The following is a 1,807-nucleotide window of genomic DNA, read 5'->3' as shown; positions in this document are numbered from 1 at the left end:
AGATCTTCTCACCGTCACTGCTCTTGCAGGGCACCATAGAATCTCCCACAGGGTCTTTCCCAACCGCAGCGGCGGGCTTCTCCTGTGGGAGCGGTCCTTGACCGCGAACCGCCCGAAGGGCGGTGCTCGACTACCGCTCCATTAGCGCGGCCGGCGCATCTTACAGGTGGTTGGCATTTCGCTTTCCTCGGCGGGAATGATCGCCACTTTCGCGAAATTGTAATCGGTGCCTTCGGCGCCGTAGCGCATGTTGTCTTTCATCACCGAGAGCACCATCGGCTGCTGAATCTGGTGATCTTTTTTGCGCATGGTGTAGGTGCCGGTGTCCATTTCAACCGACATGCCTTCCATGGCGAAGGCGATTTTCACCGGGTCCACCGTGCCTTTCTCGTCGGCGGCTTTTTTCAGCATTTCCATCATCGTGGTCAGACGCGGATAAAACAGGAAATAATCCCAATCGGTCTCTTTGTACATCTGTTCCTGCCGGGCGCCGATTTCCTTGTCGTCGGTATCACCGTAACCCGCGTAGATCTGATAAATACGATCCACACCGCGATCACCCACCTGGGTCACCGTGCCCGGGCTGCCCGCGTAGTAGGTCAAAAACGGCGCCTTGATGCCGAAGTTCGCCAGCGCCTTGGCCAGCAGCACCATGTCCTGGCCCCAGTTACCACTGATCACCGCGTCCGCGCCGGAGGCCTTGATCTTGGCCGCGTAGGGGGAGAAATCCTTAACCTTGGCCAGCGGATGGAAATCGTTGCCCACGATTTCAATGTCCGGACGTTTTTTCTTCAACATTTCCCGTGCCATTTCAGACACCGAATGGCCGAAGCTGTAATCCTGGTTGATCAGATACACTTTTTTGATGTTCTTCTGATCCTTGATCCAGCTGGTCAGCGCGTTCATTTTCATGTCGGCGCCGGCGTCGAAGCGGAAATGCCAGAACGAACAGCGGTCATTGGTCAGCACCGGGTCCACCGCGCCGTGGTTGAGATACAGCATCTCCTTGCCCGGGTTGCGCTGGTTGTATTTATCGATCGCGGAAATCAACGCCGAACCCACCGACGAGCCATTACCCTGCACGATGTAACGCACGCCATCGTCCGCCGCTTTCTGCAGCTGCACCAGGCTCTCTTGCGGGCTCACCTTGTTATCCAGCCCGACGATCCGGAACGGATGCCCGTCCATACCGCCTTCGGCGTTCAACCGTTTCGCTTCGAACTGCATATGCGCCACCAACGGCAAGCCGACCCCGGCCATCGGCCCGGTCAGCGGATCAATAATCGCGATGGTGACGGGGTCTTTATCGGCGGGAGCGGCGCTTGCCATGCCGATGACCGACAGAAAGGAAAAGACAATAAAAGTGACTGCGGCTTTCCACATAGATCTCTCCTTGGTTGTTATCTTATTGCGTAGCTTTTTCGCAGCTTTCGCACAGCTTCGAACCACCCGGCCGGCACGGCCAAGCGGCCCGCGAATCCATCCAACGGGAGCCTGCTATCTGTTTTATTAACGTTTGAGAATTGCTCGCGGCGCTCCCTGATACAACGACATACCAAGCAGTATGTGCACAGGATAAACGCTCTGTCTAGTGACCGGTGAGCAACTTGGATAGGAAAGAAATGGACGTTCGTCCCGCTTATGTCATCAGGTTACAGGCCAACTGGCGCGCCCCCCTCTACAAAGCCACGTAGGAGCAGGCCAAGCCAGCGACGCTTTTGATCTTGATTTTTATCTTTGCGTCCAGCGTCCAGCACCACAACGCGGGCACGGCCTTCCTCCCCACCAAACACCCCACCCGCGCCGT

General features: G+C 56.8%; 1 protein-coding gene. It reads right to left on the bottom strand.

Going from position 1 to position 1,807, the window contains the following annotated elements:
• Positions 1-141: 141 nt before the first annotated feature.
• The gene (locus tag CGS25_RS18385) at positions 142-1,383 is read right to left on the bottom strand and encodes a branched-chain amino acid ABC transporter substrate-binding protein (protein WP_101676352.1); all 1,242 of its coding nucleotides are present in this window, start codon (positions 1,381-1,383) and stop codon (positions 142-144) included.
• Positions 1,384-1,807: the final 424 nt, after the last annotated feature.

It is taken from the genome of Alloalcanivorax mobilis (genome assembly GCF_002864685.1).
GTDB classification, from domain to species: domain Bacteria; phylum Pseudomonadota; class Gammaproteobacteria; order Pseudomonadales; family Alcanivoracaceae; genus Alloalcanivorax; species Alloalcanivorax mobilis.
This window is presented reverse-complemented; position numbering and strand designations above follow the sequence as displayed.

Coding starts and splice junctions, on each gene's coding strand:
- CGS25_RS18385 (WP_101676352.1), bottom strand. CDS start 1,383: ATGTGGAAAGCCGCAGTCACTTTTATTGTCTTTTCCTTTCTGTCGGTC.